17 protein-coding genes are annotated in these 18,848 nt (G+C 43.0%); 8 read left to right on the forward strand and 9 right to left on the reverse strand.

Features of this window, described 5'->3' with window-relative positions; all coding sequences use genetic code 11:
* Positions 1-25 precede the first annotated feature (25 nt).
* Positions 26-1,612, forward strand: a complete 1,587-nt coding sequence (locus ACEN9X_RS28795) for a Kelch repeat-containing protein (protein WP_413668422.1) — start codon at positions 26-28, stop codon at positions 1,610-1,612.
* 87 nt (positions 1,613-1,699) lie between these two features.
* Here the strand turns inward: ACEN9X_RS28795 and ACEN9X_RS28800 are convergent, their stop codons facing one another.
* From ACEN9X_RS28800 to ACEN9X_RS28825, 6 genes are all read right to left on the reverse strand, one after another.
* Positions 1,700-2,776: a hypothetical protein gene (locus ACEN9X_RS28800; RefSeq protein WP_413668423.1), complete on the reverse strand. Its 1,077-nt coding sequence runs from the start codon at positions 2,774-2,776 to the stop codon at positions 1,700-1,702.
* Between the two features lie 96 nt (positions 2,777-2,872).
* Complete coding sequence (locus ACEN9X_RS28805) at positions 2,873-3,979, reverse strand: hypothetical protein (protein WP_413668424.1); 1,107 nt, start codon at positions 3,977-3,979, stop codon at positions 2,873-2,875.
* A gap of 108 nt (positions 3,980-4,087) precedes the next feature.
* The gene (locus ACEN9X_RS28810; RefSeq protein WP_413668425.1) at positions 4,088-4,903 is read right to left on the reverse strand and encodes a hypothetical protein; all 816 of its coding nucleotides are present in this window, start codon (positions 4,901-4,903) and stop codon (positions 4,088-4,090) included.
* A gap of 29 nt (positions 4,904-4,932) precedes the next feature.
* Entirely contained in the window at positions 4,933-6,489 is a 1,557-nt protein-coding gene (locus ACEN9X_RS28815) for a phosphatase PAP2 family protein (RefSeq protein ID WP_413668426.1), read from the reverse strand.
* Positions 6,490-6,519: 30 nt separating this feature from the next.
* Complete coding sequence (locus ACEN9X_RS28820; protein ID WP_413668427.1) at positions 6,520-7,452, reverse strand: hypothetical protein; 933 nt, start codon at positions 7,450-7,452, stop codon at positions 6,520-6,522.
* 264 nt (positions 7,453-7,716) lie between these two features.
* Positions 7,717-8,271: a hypothetical protein gene (locus tag ACEN9X_RS28825; RefSeq protein ID WP_413668428.1), complete on the reverse strand. Its 555-nt coding sequence runs from the start codon at positions 8,269-8,271 to the stop codon at positions 7,717-7,719.
* 163 nt (positions 8,272-8,434) lie between these two features.
* Between ACEN9X_RS28825 and ACEN9X_RS28830 the strand changes: the two genes are divergently transcribed.
* From ACEN9X_RS28830 to ACEN9X_RS28845, 4 genes are all read left to right on the forward strand, one after another.
* Positions 8,435-8,995, forward strand: coding sequence for a YeeE/YedE family protein (locus ACEN9X_RS28830; protein WP_413668429.1), 561 nt, complete (start codon positions 8,435-8,437; stop codon positions 8,993-8,995).
* 1 nt (position 8,996) lies between these two features.
* Positions 8,997-9,407 (forward strand): DUF6691 family protein, encoded by a 411-nt coding sequence (locus ACEN9X_RS28835; RefSeq protein WP_413668430.1) that lies wholly within the window; start codon positions 8,997-8,999, stop codon positions 9,405-9,407.
* Between the two features lie 64 nt (positions 9,408-9,471).
* A complete protein-coding gene (locus tag ACEN9X_RS28840) occupies positions 9,472-10,056 on the forward strand; it encodes a TlpA family protein disulfide reductase (RefSeq protein ID WP_413668431.1) in 585 nt (194 codons plus the stop codon).
* 226 nt (positions 10,057-10,282) lie between these two features.
* Positions 10,283-11,833, forward strand: a complete 1,551-nt coding sequence (locus ACEN9X_RS28845; protein WP_413668432.1) for an alpha-N-arabinofuranosidase — start codon at positions 10,283-10,285, stop codon at positions 11,831-11,833.
* A gap of 264 nt (positions 11,834-12,097) precedes the next feature.
* Here the strand turns inward: ACEN9X_RS28845 and ACEN9X_RS28850 are convergent, their stop codons facing one another.
* The 3 genes from ACEN9X_RS28850 to ACEN9X_RS28860 are packed head-to-tail and all read right to left on the reverse strand — an operon-like array spanning position 12,098 to position 16,872.
* Positions 12,098-14,758 (reverse strand): glycoside hydrolase family 2 protein, encoded by a 2,661-nt coding sequence (locus tag ACEN9X_RS28850; RefSeq protein WP_413668433.1) that lies wholly within the window; start codon positions 14,756-14,758, stop codon positions 12,098-12,100.
* A 12-nt stretch (positions 14,759-14,770) separates the two neighbouring features.
* Positions 14,771-15,625 carry an ROK family protein gene (locus ACEN9X_RS28855; RefSeq protein WP_413668434.1) on the reverse strand — a complete coding sequence of 285 codons (855 nt, stop codon included), beginning with the start codon at positions 15,623-15,625 and terminating at the stop codon, positions 14,771-14,773.
* Positions 15,626-15,633: 8 nt separating this feature from the next.
* Positions 15,634-16,872, reverse strand: coding sequence for an MFS transporter (locus ACEN9X_RS28860; protein ID WP_413668435.1), 1,239 nt, complete (start codon positions 16,870-16,872; stop codon positions 15,634-15,636).
* A gap of 232 nt (positions 16,873-17,104) precedes the next feature.
* Here ACEN9X_RS28860 and ACEN9X_RS28865 point away from each other — a divergent pair, with 232 nt between their 5' ends.
* From ACEN9X_RS28865 to ACEN9X_RS28875, 3 genes are all read left to right on the forward strand, one after another.
* On the forward strand, positions 17,105-18,145 hold the full coding sequence (locus tag ACEN9X_RS28865) for an AI-2E family transporter (RefSeq protein ID WP_413668436.1): 1,041 nt from the start codon (positions 17,105-17,107) through the stop codon (positions 18,143-18,145).
* A gap of 5 nt (positions 18,146-18,150) precedes the next feature.
* Positions 18,151-18,300: a cation transporter gene (locus ACEN9X_RS28870; protein WP_413668437.1), complete on the forward strand. Its 150-nt coding sequence runs from the start codon at positions 18,151-18,153 to the stop codon at positions 18,298-18,300.
* A 102-nt stretch (positions 18,301-18,402) separates the two neighbouring features.
* Positions 18,403-18,726: a phosphoribosylpyrophosphate synthetase gene (locus ACEN9X_RS28875; RefSeq protein ID WP_413668438.1), complete on the forward strand. Its 324-nt coding sequence runs from the start codon at positions 18,403-18,405 to the stop codon at positions 18,724-18,726.
* Positions 18,727-18,848: the final 122 nt, after the last annotated feature.

The raw sequence follows: 18,848 nt of genomic DNA on the forward strand, positions 1-18,848 counted from the left end.
TTACAACAAAAAATCTAAACCATTCATGCGCCAGCTTTGGTTCTTACTAATCGCCCTTTTTATCCTGTCTTGTACTAAGAAAGAAATTAAAGATATCCAGGCAGATTCTTTCAGGATATCCATTCTTCCGGTCGTTAATCCTGCATTTAACCAGTATAAACTAACAGGCACATTAGATGTACATCAGACTGCAGGCAATATCGAATACGGCCTTGTAGTGGGCAAAACCTTAAACCCTGTAGTAGAACATGAGCAGGTTTTTAAAGTGGGTTCCTCTTCCTCCTCGATAGATTTTACTAAGGTAATAGCCAACCTGGATACTGGTTTCACGTATTATGTGCGTGCTTATGGCAAAAGTAGTACATCAACAGAGTATTCGGCAAATCAAGCTATCGGCAAATTGGCCCCAAAACTATCGTTAAATACCACATCGCTCCAGTATGGTCAGCTTTTTAGTGTATTTACTAATTTCTATATCTCTGATACTGAAAATTTACCTGAAGTACAATTAAATAACACTCCTGTAAAATTGATTGGTGGCGTTGGCTCCGGCGTTAATTCGGCTTCACTCACTTTCATTCCGCCACCAACCCTCTCTCCGGGAACGTACACACTCTCTGTTAAAGTAGGGAATATCAGCATCTCATACCCCACTCAGCTTACTTTACTGGAAGGTACCTGGAGCCAGCTTGAATACCTTTTACCACGAGATTATTCTGGTGTTGCCTCTATACCAGACAGATACGTGATCAACAATTGGATATATACCAATCAATTTGGCAACCCTGTTTCGCCATCATCTTTTAGCAGGTACAATTATAAAACCGGTGAAACTCAAACGCTAAAAGCTTTGCCAGCAGAACTGCTTCCCAGGGGTGCCGCTATTGTTCAGATCGGGAATGACCTGCATTTTATGGGTGGTGAACTGATTGCCACAGGAGCTGCCAACAGGCCTGTAACAAAATCATACCAGGTATATCATATAACCAATGACACCTGGACACAGGAGCCTGACATTCCGGCGGCCCCACGTAGCAATGCTGCAGTTATGCAGGTAGGAAACCGTCTTTACTATGGCTTGGGTACAGATCCGTCCATTACGTCTGGCGGAGGATATTATACAGGCCTTAATGATATCTGGGTATGTGACCTTAATACCAAAAAATGGACTCAATTGCAGGATTTTCCAGGCAAAGGCGGATTTTCACGTGCTTATTTCATCGTAAACGCTAAACTTTATGTAACAGGTGGCAATGGTGATAATGGCACACAGGTTAAAGAAACTTGGTGCTATGATCCGGGAACCAACCAATGGAGCCGTAAAGCCGATTATCCGGGGCAGGGCTGGATAAATCTGTCAACATTCAGCATAGGAGGCTACGGTTATGTTGGCCTGGGGGAAACTGCCTCTTACAACTCTTATTTCGGACGCAATTTATATCCCAATTTTTATAAATACAATGCAACAACTGATAAGTGGACGGAAGTAAGCAACTTTGGTGGTAACTTGGTACAACCGTTTGTAGGTAACGATGGTTCAAACATCCTTATTGGTGCAGGTATGGATGCCTCTTCAGTCCCATCACGTGCACTGTTGGTATTTAAACCATAAAAACTTTGTAGGGTAAAATAAAAAACAAAAAAGCCGGGGATCTCACTCCCGGCTTTATCCAAAATCAACTAATTAGAATATATAATCTCAAAATTTAAACGACACTCCAAAATTGATAGCATAATCGGCAAATGCGGCATCGCCAATAACATAGGTACCGGTGGCTATCGAGTTTTCTTTATCAGTAACACTTTGCGTACGGTCGCGCCTTAGAGCGATTGGTACGCTGGCAAAAATGCTCACCTTTTTAAATGCATAGCTCAGGGAAGGCTCTGCCGAAATGATATAGCCCGGGCGACGGAAGCCGTTGCTTTTGCCAATCAGGTCATGAACAGGGATTCCTTCAATACGGGCACCTGCAGATATGGTAAAAACATACGCAATAGTATAGTTAACACCCACGCGGGCAAGGTACTGATCAGGTACGCTTGAAATGGCTTCGTTGGCCAGTGTAGCGCTCAAGGTTTCGCGGTAAGTGCGTGTACCGTTGGTATTACGCGGGTTGCTCATGTAGTACAAATTGCTGTAACCGCTAAATCCGCTGCCAAAACCTAAATAGCCGTTTGCCTCCGCAATGATACCCAGACCACCGTCACCTAACTGGATTGACTGGTCAACAGGGCGCTCAGACGGAATAACATTGTAGAAATGTGATTTGTAGTTAAAATCGCCGGTAGGCAGTTTAATACCTAAACCAACCTGGATATTACCGCGGCTTTTACGGCTATCAAACAACCACCTGTTAACTATAATACGCGAATCGCCTATACCTTGCGAATACGAGTTGTGACGTTCTTTACCACCATGCTCATATAATGATGAACGGGTATTAACAAGATAAGGCACACCAACAGATACCGACCAATACTGATTAAAATTACGGGTAAGGTTTATATCGAAGGTATGCTGATGATTGATCACCTCGTTGCCTATTACCTGACGTTGCTTTTGCTCGTCGCTGCCTTTAAAGTGGCGGAACGATTTAAAATAGCGCCAGGAAGCTGTTAGTTCCCAGCCTTTATATGAAGTATCCTGCGTGGTATGCTCCATATTAGTGAAAGGCCCATCTCCTTTTATGGCAACACAACCCTGGGCATGCACGCCGGTATAAGTTAACAGCAGGTATATCGCTGTACAAAAAAGAGATTGTAAAATATGTTTCATAATACGTTATTTAAGTTTAAGTGCATTTTTTAAGATGATCTGTTAAATAAAGCCGGGGATCTCACTCCCGGCTTTTAATCACAACAAACCAATTCTCTATTTAATTCTAAAAGTTACTCCTACGTTAATGGCATAATCCGCAAACGCAGCGTCGCCCTGGGTATAAACGCCGGTTAAATTGGTGGTAATTTTATCCGGTACACTTTGCGTACGGTCACGCTTTAAGGCTACAGGTACAAAGGCGTAAATTGAAAATGATTTAACACGATAGGTAACGCCGGGCTCGGCAGAGATGATATATCCTGGCCTGCGGAAGCCGTTGCTGCCACCTACAAGGTCATGAACCGGCAAACATTCGTAACGTACTCCTGCCGAAAAATCGAACTTACTGATACCATAGCTTGCACCACCACGGATCATTACCTGGTCCGGCACACTCATTACATCACTGCCATTTGCAACTGCTTTGGTACTTGGTACACTACCACGGGCTGATGATACGCCATTTTGTTCCCTGGGGTTGATGAGGTAGTAAAAGCCTCCATATACGCCAAAGCGATGCGTAAAATTGTAATAAGTATTAATCTCAGTGGTGATGCCTGTACCGCCATCACCCAACTGAATAGATTGATCAACAGGCCCGAGCGTTCTGGCATCGTTGGCGGCTGTATGATAAAAATAATCCTGGTAATTGTAGTTGCCGGTTGCCAGCTTGATGCCCAAACCAACCTGGATATTTCCGCGGCGGGCTTTTGCGGGGTTTAACAACCAGGCATAAGCGGTTAAACGCACGTCACCCAAACCAAATGAATGTGTTTGCAGGCGCTCCTTACCGCCATGCTCATATAATGATGAACGGCTGTTATCAACTATCGGCAAATCCACAGCAAACGACCAGCGGTTATTAAATATGCGGGTTAAAGTAAGGTCCTGCGTATAAGAATGGTTAATAACGTTGGTTCCCTGCTCAATACGTTGTTTTTGCTCCTTGGTACCAACAAAGTGTTTATACGAGCGAAAATAACGGTTGTTACTATTTAACAACCAGCTACCGCTGCTGGTAATGCTATCCGGATGCTCGTCCATAGTACACAGGCCGCCTGTACTCCTGATAGCGACACAACCCTGTGCATTTGCTTTGGCAAAGGTTGCAAACATGAAGATTGTGGTAATGTAAGTAAGTTTTAGTAAAAGGTTTTTCATAGAGTTAGCAATAATAGTGGGATGCATTTGCAATTGTTTAGATAATAGATTTATAAGACAGGGTGATTTTTTGCCCTGCACAATAAGATTTTTATATGTTTTGATGATTTAACTTGCTCTTAAATGCGCTGTTTTTTTAAAAAGCCCAAGTATTGATCCAGCCGGTGCTTTTTTAACTGCAAACCATAAGGCCAGCAGTACACCATAGCTCCCGCCACGTTCTATCCACTCAAACATCTCATATTTTGGATAAAAGAGTTCGCTGGATATTTTCCATATGATAAATACAAGCAGGATATTTTTAAAAGGACGAATAAGCACCATTAATGCAGCCAACACCTCAAACAGGCCAACAATCTGTGCCGTTTTGGCTGGGTCGGCAAAACCCAGCGTATGATATTGGTTCAACAAACCCTGTTTCTGAATGAGGTTAAGCCAGCCATGCCCCATCAGCAGCATAAATGCAAATACCCTTAAAAAACTGATAACTTTAGCCAAAGTATCAGCATTGATACTCACGTGATCATCCATACGGGCCAGCCATTGCTTTCTCCCGATTTTGAAACCACCTTGCATCAACAGCAATACAAATGGTGCTCCATAATTGCCGGCCCGTTCAATGAACTCGGCAAAAGGCTCGCCGGATAATGGTCGCATGGATGCTGTAGCCAATCCCCAAACCACCAGCCATGCAGTTATAGCCCGGGTTGGATAAACCAGCATAGAAATCCCCATTAGCAGATCAACGGTACCTACATATGGCATCAGGGTATAGGCCATATCTTTGCCTATGCCAAAAACGCCAAAATAGTTACACCAGATCTGTTTAGTGATAATTCCAAAAGCACCATGCCCTATGAAACACATAGCTACCGCAAGGCGAAGTGTGAAATATATCTTTTGATCGTTTGTTAAGCTGCGCATTGTTTATTCGTCCTCCATTCAACATCCTTTTATTTTGCGTCGGCACCATCAGCTTTGCCCCTGTTAACTGCATACTGGCCAACTTTATTCCCGGTAGTTAAGCCAACTTCGCAATCGCTGCGATAGTGAATAGCTCCGTATAACCTTGACATAGCTGCAGCGTGCGCCATATCGGTAAACTTACTTCCCCTATCCGGCAATAAATAGGTTAACACTGTAGATGCTGCACCGCTAAAGTTAGAGTGGCCCGATGTATATGCAGGGAAGTTTGGCACCCCGGTTAAGGTTTTAATATCCGGATTGGCCTGCGACGGACGTTGGTTAAAGTAAAAATATTTAGTATCCCAGCATACAATAGCAGCATCCATTTCGGCCATGTTCAACAAGGCAAAGTTACGCGCCCAGCGTACCTCGCTGTAGTTTTGTTTTACAAATTCATCGGCAGCAATGGCGTTCCAATGGCCGGCAGGTGTATAAGTACCAACACCATCAGCCCAAAAAGCTACCAGTTCTTCGTGATCACGTGTGCGGTTTTTGCTAAATGAAAGCACCTCCTCTGTTTCCTTTTTAAATTCTGCTGAATTAGTTGCATATGGAGCCGGAGGCCGGATGGAAACTACAGTAGCCGAATCAAACAGGAAAGGTGTAACCTTTGAAAACAATGGTAGCATTGGCGGCCTTTTGGGGGTTTCCAGGCTCACCCAAAATTGTTCGCCTTTGGCTGCTGTAACGGTTTCAAAGTTTTTCCAGATATCCGGTGTTCCGATAGCCTTGCCTGCACGGTCGCCACGGGCTCGGGTTGCAAATAATGCAGCAACCTGCCGGCCTAACGATTCGCCGGCTGTAAACTCGCCACGGGTATTAGCACCTGATGCAATCCTGTATAACCGTTCTTCGTCAACCTTGCTTTGTATGTAAGCTATCTCAGTTGGGAATAACAGCTTCATGATCTCGGATGTAGCACCGGATACTACGGCGTCTTCACTTGGATATGACGGCAGATCCGATGCCGGGATCAGCGCTTTTATACCAGAATCATTTTTATATGGTGCTGTGCGTTTGTAGGTATTTTTAAAATGCCATGCAGCTACTAACGCATCGTATTGTGCAGCACTCACGTAAGCGTAAGCGCGCGCGGCATAAGGCGGGTTGGAGAATGGAAATTCCGGATAATTAAACGGATTGGCAGAGTTTGGCGCCGGGTAAGTACCATCAGGGTTTTGATATGGCGGCACGTTATGTTTGGCTACCAGCTCGCGCAAAATCTCGTTCCATCTTAATACAGAGCCTGCACTCCAGTATTGAATTTTTGCCTGCTGATCACTGCTCAGGTTTTTCTGCAACGCTTTGATCTCATTCAAATCGGCTACATAAGCAGGAGATGTTAGTGCATCCGGCGTAGCTACGTTCAACACGCTGAAATCTTTAACCAGTACCGGATTCCAGGTATCGGCAGTAAGGTCAAGATTTGAGGGTTTAAGTGCGGGATACAGTGAAGTACGGTCTAAAATATCCTTTCGGCAAGAGCTAAAGGTTACTGCCGCCAAAGCTGTGATTGTAAATATATTAAGTATAGTTTTTTTCATTTCATTGATCATTGATTGTCCAACCTCTTATTACTTCTCCTTTTTGGTACTAAATACATAGTACACACCTGCGTATCCCGACCGTGTTTGGCCAACATTACGTCCATCCAAAACATAGTTACCTCCGGCAGTAAACTCAAGCCCGCTTACTGATTGGAGACTGTATTTCAAAATCAATCCAACGGCAGTAGTATTCATACGGTTACTTGGAAACGGCATATCGTTTTTACGGATATCAAAGCCGCTTGTGCTTGTAATTTTCGTAAACGTAGCTTCGGCATTAAATTTAAGGCTGCGGTACCCGCTGCTAAACATAAAATTAGTGGCATTTGGTAATTGCACCTCGTTGGTATAATGCATTTCGGTAGTGTAATACGAATTTCTGTCGATAGTAATATTGTCCTTTCGGATGTACTGGCCAGAGCCAGCTACGAAGAACCTGCCTGTTTGATAATTAAGCAAAGCACGTAAGGCTACGTTTTTGCTGTGCAAACCTACAGACAGTGGCAGATAATCGGCCTCATAATTGGCTAAAGGCAAAGTACCAGAAGCAATAGCATGAACGCTGAATAAGCCGCGGCCTATCTCCTCTTTCACAGCCATCCATTTAACGGAAACAGTAAGGTCCTGAAATGACTTTTCACCGCGTAAGGTGCCGGCAGATGCGTTGGTAGTTACATAAGGAACCATAAACAGCAGGTTGATCCGGTTTGAAAGACCATAATTACCACCCAGGCTGTAAACATTTGTACTCACAGTGCCCAAATTTGGATTATCCCGTTTAAAAGTACCTTCCCAGTAGTGGTCCCAACTCCCATGGGTGTATACTGCGGCAGCACAAAAATAATTTTTAGGGATCATCAATGCATCGGCATCGGTTTGGGCTTTAGCACATTGCGTAACAGCCAACAAAAAAGAAACTACAATACAACATCTGTAAAAATACAGCGACATAAATTTCATTACGTTTAAATAAAGGGTAATAACTAATAATAAAAATGGTAAAACAAAAGCCGGATCAACATTATCAACTAAAATCGCTTAACCATCGATTGTTGATAATATCTCAGCATTAAGGAGCATGATCAAAGCCGTAAAACGAAGCTATTGGCCCTAAATAGGGCGCACAGACGATGTGCAGGTTCAAAAAGCCAAATGATAAAAACGGTTTGTATCCTTAAATTACAGGCACACAAATCAATTTAACTCATAATTTACAGGCAATAATCAGCAGGCAGAGTTTGGCGGTTTGCCGGGTGACTCGATGAAGGGTGAATTTACATGGTAGGCTATAGGGTTCGGTTTTACCTTTAACATCCTTCCATAAGATAAGAATTGGTAATGCATAACCTGGAAGCTGTATTCCCCACCAGCGTTTATTTTCTTTTGCGATGAATCGTGTGCCCCTTTTTTGCTGAGTGGCACATCACTTATTTCTTTGGCAATAATAAGATTGGCGTTAACCAACCGTGTTTTGACACTATTGGCTATACAAATAAATGACATGGTGTCCTGAGTAACCTTGTAACGCAGGTAATTGTAGTAAACACCTTTTAACTGCAGTTGCCCCTGATCACGCACGTAACCGTTCCAACTATGAATTTTGGGAAGATGTACAGGGATCTTGATCTCAACAAGCTTGGTAGCATCAACCTTGTTTTCATAAATTTCTTTTACAATCTGCACTTCCGACCGGTGAATAAAATACTGAAATACCAAATTGTACCCGCCCAAATTGAACAGATGTACATTTAATAATAGTATCGCTATAAGCCTTTTCACCAAAAGAAATTACTGTTAGGGTATAATTGACAGTAAATATATGTAACAATATTGTTAAAACAAATAAAAAGTAAAATTGTACAGATCACAATTAAGCAGCGGTATCATTAAGATTTTGCCAAATTACATTCGGTATATTTGCGGGATAATCAACCCGTAAACTATGGATCTGATAACCCAACCCTGGCCCTGGTATGTAGCAGGCCCGCTGATTGGCCTTGTTGTACCAGCCCTGCTCATCATCGGCAATAAAACTTTCGGCATCTCATCATCATTAAGGCATATCTGTGCAGCATGTATCCCAGCCAATATCTCCTTTTTTAAATACGACTGGAAAAAGGAAAGCTGGAACCTGTTTTTTGTTGCCGGCATTGTTTTGGGCGGATTCATAGCTACTCAGTTTCTTTCGGCTAATCACCCGGTAAATATTAATCCGCAAACTCACGCTGTGTTGCAGCAACAGGGCATTAAGGATTTTAATGGTTTATTACCAAAGGATGTTTTCAGCTTTGATCAGCTCCTTACCTTAAGAGGTTTTATTTTTATGGTGATTGGTGGTTTTTTGGTAGGTTTTGGCACCAGGTATGCAGGCGGCTGCACATCAGGCCATGCTATTATGGGCATCTCCAACCTGCAGTGGCCATCCCTTGTGGCTACGTGCTGTTTTATGGCCGGCGGTTTGATCATGACCTGGTTTATTTTACCCTACCTATTACATTTATAATATGCGCAACATCAAATACTTGTTTACAGGTCTGCTTTTTGGCATAGTACTGGTAAAATCGGAAGTTATCTCCTGGTTCAGGATCCAGGAAATGTTCAGGCTGCAATCGTTTCATATGTACGGTATCATTGGTAGTGCAATTGTTGTAGGGATTATCTCCGTTTTGATCATCAAGCGTTTTAATGTAAAAACAATTCATGGCGAAGCCATCGTCATCCCCAACAAAAAATTTAACTGGGGCAATGTATACGGCGGGCTGATATTTGGCTTAGGATGGGCGATTACGGGTGCATGTCCTGGTCCGCTGTTTGCGCAGATTGGGAGTGGCTTTTTGGTTACTTCGATTACGCTTTTGAGTGCCATTTTAGGCACCTGGGTTTATGGAGCGGTAAGGGATAAGTTGCCTCAATAAACTACAGTTTCACGCAAAAGCGCCGGTAAGCCTGGTACAAATAAATGCTTTTAAATATTATATCATGATCCAATGGAAAAAGATATCGTTATCAAACATAATCAGCATCCTGATTATGGCTTTTTTGCTGGTAATTATCTTTAATCCCAATGCAAAAAGCTATGTAATCAAAGGATTAATGTCGATTGGCCTCTTCCAACCTGACCCGGTTGGGTATACCAGGCATCACGAAGAACTTAGTAATATACCCGATATACATTTCAAAGATACTGCCGGCAATATAACCTCATTAAGCGCCTTAAAACCTAAAGTAGTATTCATAAACTACTGGGCAACCTGGTGCCCGCCCTGCATTGCCGAAATGCCCAGGGTAAACGAGCTTTACAAAAAATTCAGGAACGATGACAAAATAGCTTTCCTTTTGGTTGATGTAGATAACGATTTGCCTAAAGCCAAAGCGTTTATGCTTAAGAATGGCTATGACCTTCCTTTATACACACAAATAAGCAACGTACCCGATAGCTTGCTTGATGGCACCATTCCCACTACCCTTGTGTTTAATAAAGATGGTAAGCTCATTTACAAACACTCAGGAGCGGCCGATTACAGCAGTAAGGAGTTTGAAGAGTTTATTAAGAAGAACCGTTGATTTATTTGATTACGTTGATTGCGCTGATGTTTTGAGGATTTTAAAGATTGATTGCGATTAGGCAGTCATTTGAACTCATTAAAAAATCTTTAGCCGACAGGCAGGCATCAGCGAAATCAACGTAATCATCCCTTCAAAATCAGTGGTTATTTTTTATTGTTATTTTAACACTTATTAACAAATTTTTCTTTTCTTTACTGCACAATCAGTTAAATCCTAAGTTTCAATGAAAAAGAACCCGTTTTTACACCTCGGCGTTATCGCTTTGTCTTTATTGAGTTCGGCATCCTTCGGGCAAACCGGTACACTTAACATCAGTACCGACTCAAAAACAACTATCAGCAAGCACATTTACGGTCAATTTGCCGAGCACCTCGGTCACGGCATTTACGGCGGTTTCTGGGTTGATAAAACCCTGCCTGTAAAAAAGCAGGACCGTATCAGGCTCGATATTGTTGATGCGCTCAAAAAAATAAAGATCCCTAACCTGCGCTGGCCCGGCGGTTGCTTTGCCGATGAGTATCACTGGCGCGACGGCATTGGTCCAGCTGCAGAACGCCCACGCATGGTAAATACCAACTGGGGCGGTATTACCGAAGATAACAGTTTTGGCACACACGAGTTTCTTGAACTTTGCGATTTACTGGGCTGCGAGCCTTACATTGCAGGCAACGTTGGCAGCGGTACAGTTGATGAAATGTCGAAATGGATTGAGTACTTAAACTCAAACAGCACCAGCACCGTAGTACAACAGCGTAAAAAAAATGGTCACCCTGCTCCTTATAAGGTAACCTTTTGGGGTGTGGGTAACGAAAGCTGGGGCTGCGGCGGTAACATGACTCCGGAGTATTACACTGATTTGTTTAAACGCTATGCCTCATTTGCCAAGGATTACCCTGGCGCTAAACTTAATAAGATTGCCAGCGGGCCAAATGCCGATGATTACCGCTGGACAGAAGTTTGTATGAAAAATATCTCAAGCGGTATGATGTCGGGCCTATCGTTACATTATTATACTATACCAACCGGTAACTGGGGCAAAAAAGGCTCGGCAACTGATTTTAGCGAGAAAGAATATTTTGGCACTATGGTTAACTGCCTTAAAATGGAAGAGCTGGTTACCAAACACTCGGCCATTATGGATAAATATGATCCGGAGAAAAAAGTGGCCCTTGTTGTTGATGAATGGGGTGTTTGGACCGATGCTGAACCAGGTACTAACCCAGGCTTCCTTTATCAGCAAAACAGCCTACGCGATGCTTTGATAGCTGGCACAACGCTTAACATTTTCAACAACCATAGCGACCGTGTTAAAATGGCTGCCCTTGCCCAAACCATTAACGTTTTGCAGGCGCTTATTTTAACTGATAAGGAAAAAATGGTGCTTACCCCTACTTACCACATATTTGATATGTATAAAGTTCATCAGGACGCCAAATACCTGCCTATTAAATTAAGCGTACCTGATTATGAGGTTGACGGTAAAAAGATCGAAGCGGTAAATGCATCTGCTTCGCAAGACGCATCGGGCAAGGTACACATCTCCCTGGTAAACCTTGACCCTCATAATACCATTACCATTACAACCGGCCTCAGCGATATTAAATGGCAAACCGTTAGCGGCCAGGTACTAACCTCTGCTAATTTAACTGATGTTAACACATTTAAGGATGCCAATAAAATCCACCTGAATGCATTTAACGGCGCTAAGAAAGACGGCGACAAACTGGTTGTAAGTCTGCCTGCAAAATCTGTAGTAACACTTGAATTAAAATAAAATCCTTTCCCCTAAGAAAGTAAAACGGCCGGGCAAATTGCCTGGCCGTTTTTTGTATGATGTTAGCCTGTTCGGAGGTCTTCAATTTGTTAATTGAGATGTAGAGACACATCACATGCTTCTCACGCTTGCAATTTCCGACGGGATTATAAGCCTTTTAAATCGGCTTGTCCGCTGGAAGACGCATGTGATGCGTCTCTACAAAAAAAGCTTTATTTTTTTCAACCTCGTATGTTTCTACTCGATCCTTTGCCGCCTGGATAACTACTCCTTCGGCAATCCATCCTCAAATCCACTATCACCGTTGCTCCCGGCTGTATCCAAATTCCAGGCCGAGGTTAGGAAATATGGAGTAGCACCATCTGCATTTTTGTTATTGTAGGTACACTTAATTACCCTGCTTTCGCCCGGAGCTAATGAAATATAATTATCGCTGAAGATCACCGGTAAAATATCATCACCGCCCTGCCCTTTCAAAGCACGCAAGTGTACAAAGAAGGCAACTGCGCTGCCGGTGTTTTTGATAGTTACCCTGTATGAAGTACTATCATCTTCAGTTTTGCTGACCTGGCTGACGGTCAATTTGGTTTTAGGGAGCGATTGCAAAGCCGAATAATCAGCATAAGCTGATTGTGGTGTAGTAAACCAGTTTGATTTTTTCCAATTCAATTCGTCGCCTTTTTTGGAGAGCCAATACCAGTTGATGCTTTTAGTTTCACCGGCTTTATCGCTCAGTTCAAGGCGCAACAGGTAAGTATCAGATAAGCCGGTAATGGGAGGAAGGGCGAAGAGCCTTTTAGAAGCATCCGCACCAATATCTGCAGCTACCGTTTTACTGAACTTGCTGCTTCCATCCAAATTATAAACATCAGCCTTGACTTTTAAACCTGTAAAGGTTTTCAGATATGAGTTAATTACAGCAACCTCATTGGTTTTGTATGAATACAGCACGTGCAGCGGCTCCATAGCTTTTTTCATGCCGAAATAAGTACCCGCCGGATACAGGTAATAATCATAAGTATGCCAGATGAGCCCCGGCCATGGGTTACTTAACATCCATTGTACTACGCCTGTGGCGGTTTGATACTTGTTTAATCCGTATGCTTCCATCATAGCGCGGTGTGCTTCGTAGTTTTGGGCTTGCGCCTTGGCTGCGTAGTTTTTGATTGAGGAGGTTTCGCCGTAGCGACCATAAAGTGCTTTGGTAAATACTTTAGTTGTGCCGAATGAACCTGTACCACAATGGTAGTTCCAATCAGCCGAAGTAACATTCAGCGAATCTTTTGGAATAAATTTCACCAGGCTTTCATATGGCGGAATTGACGGCCCGGGCGAAATCTCCGTAGCAAAGCTGTAAGTACCGCCAAACTTTTTGGTGGCATCAGTTTCCCAGTAAATGGGTGGCACCCACTCATACGGACCGGCCATTTTAACACCGCTATAGCCTGATACTTTTGATTTACTTTCGTTAGCGGTTGCCAGCAGCGGGTTGGGCCATTTCAGCTGTTTTTCAATTTTCAGGTAATCGCGCTCAACCGAGGTATCGGTAGGTGGCATATCGCTGCCGTTGAGCCAAACAAACAGACTTGCTTTGTTGCGCAACCAGTACATTACGCTACTGTCTGACGCCATGGCAACTTTACGCTCGGCGACGTCCCATTTTTCGGGGTGTTGCCAGGTGCCGCAGCACATCCAGCCATTCATCACCATCAGGCCGTATTTATCGCACAAGTCATAAAAATTATCATCTTCCATTTTACCTTCAGAACGCACGATATTCATATTCATATCGCGCACCAAACGGATCTCCTGCTCCTGCCTTTCGGCCGAGCGGCGCTGAAAAATATCAGGTGACCAGGCCGCGCCTCTCAGCATAATAGGCTTGCCATTAATAATAAATTCGCGCGACTGATTATCGTCAATTATTTTTGATGTAAACTCCCTGATGCCAAAGTTTTCGGCTACTGAATTACTCAGCTTTTTATCAACCACGGCCGATATCTCAATGCGGTTCAGGTTAGGTTTGCCATACTGCCACGGCCACCAGATAGACGGATCTTTAACGTTAAGCTGCTTAAACTCAGCGGGCGAGAAATTCACATTCTTTGATTCGTTAGCCAGCAGGTGCACTTTTTTCTCGAAGGAAATATTTTCGTTGATCTTTCCTTTTATTACTGCATCCTGTGGTTTATTGGTATAGTTGGTTACCTGTGCATCTACAGTTAGATGTGCGATAGCCAATGATGGCAGATCAAAATCGGTTGTAACCAACGGAAATTTCACACCTACCTTGTTATAAGTTTTCACCTCAACGTTATTGATGATGCCACCGTTATAATCCTGCGGGTACGGGATCCAGTCGGCGTAATCAATGGCAAGGTCGCCGTCACGTTTGTTAGGAGTGAATGGACGCAGTACTTCAATAGCCAGTGTATTGGTACCTCTATAGTTGATGTTTTGGGTAACATCGAGATCAATGATGCGGTACGGGCCCTTTACCTGGGTTGAATCTGCTATTTTAACACCGTTTAACCAAACATTAGCCTTATAATTGATGCCATGCAGGCGAAGGATCACATTCTTTCCGTTTTCGGTAGCGGGCAAAGTGAATTCTTTTCTGAACCACCAGGGCTTATCCAGTTTGGGGTCAGCCAGCTTTTCGAGGTTCTTACCCATAAACGGGTCGAAATCATATACATGGTTGGCAAGCAAACCCGCAAGGATGGTTGAAGGCACACTTACCCAATACCACCCCTGTGTATCAAATTGCTCTTTAGAGATCTCGGTAGCAGCCGCAGGTGCCGTAACTGTCGATTGCATTTGCCAGTCATCTTTCAATAACAGGTTAAAATTTTCCTGTCGCCCCTGGGCAAAAGTCCCTGCGCTAAATAAGGCCATTGCCAATATCAATAATAGCTTTTTCATGATAGATGAGGTTTACTTTTGGTTATCATAATACAACGCAGCAGCACCGATAATGCCGCTGTTTTGCAGTTCCGAGATCTCGATTTTTATGCGTTCAAGTGTTTTTGAATAGGCGAACGTTTTCACCTGCTGCCACATGGTATCTTTAAAATATTTAAACGCATTGCTTACAGATCCGCCTAAAATGATCAGTTCAGGATCGAAGGCATACATGACCATTTTTATGGCATTGCCTACATGTGTACCTAATTCAGCATACAAACGCAAAGCCTGTTCGCTGCCTGCCTGCGCATCCTTAAATACCTGTACGCCATCCAGTCCATAAACATTATTAAAAAACGAACCGCTGCAATAGAATTCTAAAATATGATCGATATAAGGGAACAAACCAATCTCGCCGGCACCGCAATTATACCCTGCATATAGCTTGCCGTTGGTAATAATGCCGGTACCAAGCCCTGTGCCGAGGGTTACCCCTACCATACTATCGGCACCTGCACCTTTGCCAAAATGCAACTCGCCCACGGCAAAACAGTTAGCATCGTTATTTACATAAACCGGGATATGATAACGCTCCTGCATTAGTTTTTTCAGGTGTACTTCTTTCCAGGAGGGAATGTATTGCACATCATAAACAATACCTTCAGCTACATCAACCACACTTGGCACACCTATTCCAATAGCGCTGGCAGTGTCATTCTTTAAAAGGGCCTCAACAATGGCATAAATATCGTTTAGTACGTCTTCAACACTGCCATCACTCTTAATTCGCTGTGATACGATATTACCGATAGTGTTATTATCAACCACGGCACCGCGAATATTAGTTGCGCCCAGATCAATGCCTATAACTTTTATATTGCTCATGTATGTGTTTATGCTTTGTTATCAAAAAAGGTTTTGTTAGTAACCAGGGGCTTAGCCCAAAAGCCAATACTGAGCATGTAGCCGAATGTGATGTACAGGAAACACATCCCTTGCCGTAAACCCAACCAGCTTCCAAGTCCGCCTATCAGCAATTGAACAACTGCCCCGCCAATGATGCCGGTAACCAGGATCCCCGCAAATGAGCCATGATCTTCAGATACCGAGCTCAATGCAAGCGAAAATATGATCGGGTACATCACCGACATGAAGAACCCTACTATTGAAAATGAATACAACGATGTTTGCGGGTTGCCAAACAGTGCAAGCGTCAGAAATATGAGCGCCAGTATTGTAAAAACCACCAGTAGTTTTCGGCTGTCGATTAATTTAAGCAGAAACAAACCTAAAATGCCACCGGCTGTCATTAATCCCCAGAAATAAGCAACCGCACTGGCGCCTGTAGTTTGCGAATCAAATTTGTGATACCGCAATAAAAACTCCGACATCCACCAACTTACCCCTTGTTCGCTTCCCACATAACAAAATAATGCTATGAAGTAGGCTATCACTACAGGCTTTTTAAAAAGAGCGATATGGGTTTTCCATGGCCCGGCTTTTTCGTCGTTAGCAAGTTCAACCTTCGGAAATTTAGATACCAGCATGATCACAAACATGACCAGGCAGATCACTGCAAAAAACCAGTACAACGAGATCCAGGGCATAGATACGGGTACATGTGCCTCAAGCAATGGAAAAATACCACCTTTATTACTTCCCATATTTTTAACCATATAGGAGTAAACCAGCGGACTAACAAATGATGCCCCGCCAAATATCAATTGCGCTAATACTGATGTAAAAGCATAATTCTCTTCCCCGCCAGATGTGCGGAGCAACGGATTAATCACTACCTGTAACATCGCCATGCCGCAGCCAATTAAAAACAGGGACAATATGGCTGTGAGATAGTTAGGGTAAACGGCAAGTAATAACGAGCCCACAAACGCCACTACAAATGCAGCAACCATGATGGCTTTCTGGTTATACTGTTGAACCAGCATACTCGACGGAATTGACATTACCCCGTAGGCAATAAAAAACGCGAAGGGTAATAAACCTGCCATTGCATCGCTCAGTTTAAAATCCTTAATAAACTCAGGCGATAGCGGTCCTATGATGTTAGTTAAAAACGAAATAACAAAAAACGTAAGCATGATCAGCGTTACGATATAGTAGTTTTTCTTCATCAATTGAGGGTTATGGTTTTTGGGATTCTGTGTTAACTAATATCGTTAAAAATCCGTTGGCGGAATAATTTTACAAAAACTTATTTAAATTGTTACACATTCTTTTTAAAATATTTAAAAAAGTAAAAAACAATCGATATCGATATACACTTAACATCTTCTTAATCTTAAATCACAGTTAATCAAAACATTTAGGGTACAATAACGTGTTAATGGAACAAATACCTGCTTTATGACCCCTAAAAAAGAAAAAGAGCTCACCTATATTGAAAAAGTATGGCATACCGTGGCCATTGTAGCTTTGTTAGTTGTAGTAATACTTGTGGCCCGCGTTGCTTTCAATGTGCTACTGATGGTATTATCCGGCGCATTGATAGCTACTTATTTTCATGGCCTGGGCGACATCATTGAGCGTAACACCAAAATGCGCAGAAGATATGCCATGATCATATCCGTAGTTGGTTCATTTCTGATCGTGATTGGATTATTTTATTTGATGGGTACAACCATACAACATCAAATTGCCTTGCTTAAGGATACGCTCCCGCATACGGTTAACAATTTTAAGGCTAAGCTGGCTTCAAATCCAACAGGCCAGCAAATACTTGATTATTTTTCGGGCGACAATGACCCTGATAAAGTTGTGGTTACGGTTCAGCACTTTTTCAGTACGGGCTTTGGCGTGCTCGGCGATATTTATATCATCCTGTTCCTGAGCATATTTTTTACTACCAATCCGGATGTTTACAAGAATGGTATCCTCATGCTCCTATCTGATCAGAAAAAACCTTTAGGACAGGATATTATGGACAGGATCAGTCTTTCATTGAAAGGCTGGCTCAAGGGGATGTTGTTATCAATGGTATTACTGGGCGTACTGCTTACAACGGGCTTGAGTATCATGGGTATTCCGGCAGCATTGATATTAGCCTTATTTGCAGGCATGTTAAAGATCATCCCCAACCTGGGTTCGGTTATAGCTATGATACCAGGGGTGCTACTTGCACTTACCGTGGGCACTAACACGGCCATTATAGTGGCACTGATATACGTTGTATCACAAACTATTGTGAGCAATATTGTGGTGCCAATAGTACAAAACCGTATGATTAACCTGCCGCCAGCCCTCACTATCATCAGCCAGGTAGTAATGGGGACACTTTCGGGTGTGCTGGGTATCATATTAGCTGTACCTATTGTGGCTATTATTGTGATTTTGGTTGATGAACTGTATGTCAAAAAACTTGGCGATGCTGAGGTAATAGCACATTAACCAACATGGCGTCGTCACAAAAATCGATATATAGCGCATTGATTGCCAACCTGCTGATAGCAATAACAAAGTTTATTGCTGGTATTGTTGGTCGCAGCGGATCGATGATCTCCGAGGGGATCCACTCGCTGGTTGATACTGCTAATGAATTCTAGTACGCTTTTTTTGGTGCAGCCCGAAACATTTTCGGCAGAAATTACTGAAACAGGCGGCCTACTTTAATTGTATATTAGCAATAACGTTATAAACATCCTATCATGCAAGAACAAAAATTTCATTACGCAACGGTAACCGAAGCTATAACCAAGTTAAAAGAACAGGGTTACACCCATGAATTCAGTCTTGAGGGCGATCATCTTAAAGCAGGTGCAGAAACTTTCCCGGTAAACGAATTTGAGATCGTAGACCTGTACCGCTACGAAGGTCCCTCTGATCCCGCCGATGAAGCCATAGTTTATGCCCTTGCATCTACTGATGGGATCAAAGGCACACTGGTAACGGGCTACGGCATTTCTACCGATGAAGCCACTATCGAAACACTTAAGAATTTACATTATAAGTACCAACAAGGCCAGCAGTAATCTGGCCTTTAAGGCTCAGCTTATTCTTCAGTTTCAGGTATTACTGCTGATACTTTTACAGCATTTTATACCGATAAATTTCATGTATTTGGTTTGCAGGCCCTATATTGGTAATCTTGTGA

This window comes from Mucilaginibacter sp. Mucisp86, assembly GCF_047324315.1.
Taxonomy (GTDB): Bacteria; Bacteroidota; Bacteroidia; order Sphingobacteriales; family Sphingobacteriaceae; genus Mucilaginibacter.